The organism is Marinobacter segnicrescens (assembly GCF_900111555.1).
Classification (GTDB): Bacteria; Pseudomonadota; Gammaproteobacteria; order Pseudomonadales; family Oleiphilaceae; genus Marinobacter; species Marinobacter segnicrescens.
Map to the genome: position 1 here is coordinate 1 of NZ_FOHZ01000076.1, position 1,346 is coordinate 1,346.

General features: G+C 60.6%; 2 protein-coding genes. Both read left to right on the forward strand.

All coding sequences use genetic code 11. From position 1 onward, the window contains the following. A partial coding sequence (locus tag BM036_RS19680; RefSeq protein ID WP_425434121.1) for a Mu transposase domain-containing protein occupies positions 1-823 on the forward strand: 823 nt, incomplete at its 5' end. Next, positions 810-1,280: an ATP-binding protein gene (locus tag BM036_RS19685; protein WP_281247040.1), complete on the forward strand. Its 471-nt coding sequence runs from the start codon at positions 810-812 to the stop codon at positions 1,278-1,280. The genes BM036_RS19680 and BM036_RS19685, both read left to right, overlap by 14 nt. Positions 1,281-1,346 lie beyond the last annotated feature (66 nt).

Genomic DNA, 1,346 nt, shown 5'->3' on the forward strand with positions numbered 1-1,346 from the left:
TGGCAGCTTTGCCGTGGAATCAGTGGCAGCTTTCGCGTGGAATGGGTGGCAGGCTTCGTCTGGAATCAGTGGCAACCTTGGTCTGGAATACGCAGACGTGCGCCAGCACGTGCAGGACTGGGTTGAGAGCGTGGCCAATGTCCGGATCCATGGCACTACCGGCGAACCACCCCGGGAGCGGTTCGAACGGGATGAACGAGAACATCTGGAGGCCTACCTGTCACCAGCTTGCGTGCAGCCGGTGGCCCACGAGACACGGCGGGCCGACAAGACCGGCCTGATCGCCTGGAAGGCCAACAAGTACTCTGTGCCCACGGCCTGGCAGCAGGCCCGGGTGGGCGTTCTGGAGTCCGGCGGCCAACTCCACATCAGCGACCTGAACACAGGCGACGTCATTACCAGCCATGCGCTGTGTTCCGATAAAGGCAAGGTGATCAAGAACACCCATCACTACCGCGATCATGCCCAGCGGGTGACCACCCTTGAGAGCAAGATCAATGAGATGATCGGGAGTGAAATCGGGCAACGGTTGTGCCAGCAGCTCAAGCGTTCCGAGCCCAAGATCTACAAGGATCAGTTGGTGGCTACCCGTGACCTGCTCAAGCGCCATGCGCCGGTGGATCCGGTGTTGCTCACGACTCTGGCAGAGCGTCCCGGCATGACCGCCACACGTCTGCAAAGCTACCTTGACGCGGCCCAAGCCGCCGTCCTCCGGGAACGGCAGCCGGAACCTCTGCTAGAACCCAAGGAAGCACTGGACTTAAGTGCTTATCGCCGTATTGGCCACTCCAGTGGCCAGGGGGTGACCCATGAGCCAGCTTGAACAGACCGTGTCCCGTTACCGCAGTCTGCGTCTGAGCGCGGCCGCCGACGAACTGACCAACCTGCTGGCCGAGGCAGAAGTCAACGAGATGTCCTACCTGAGCTTCGCGGACCGGCTGGCTGAACACGAACTGATCCAGCGCCAGGACAAGCGCATCCGCCGGAACAGGAAGATGGCCGCGTTCCCTGCTGAGAAGCGACTGGAGGGCTTCGACTACCGGCACCAGACCACCATTACCAAACGTCAGGTAAATGCCTTGCTGGACTTCCAGTTCATCGACGAGCGGAACAACCTGGTGTTCATCGGCCCGCCCGGTGTAGGCAAGACCCACCTGGCCATCGGCATTGGCTACAAAGCCGTGGAAGCCGGCTACCGGGTGTTGTTCCGCAACGCCCTGGATCTGGTGGAAGAGCTGGAACTGGCGGAGACCCTATGTGTCAGCGTAGTTGTCGCCTGATGATTTCAGAGGACAACCATGCCCCATTACTCACCGGAACGTAAGGAAGCCATCCTCCAGAAGATG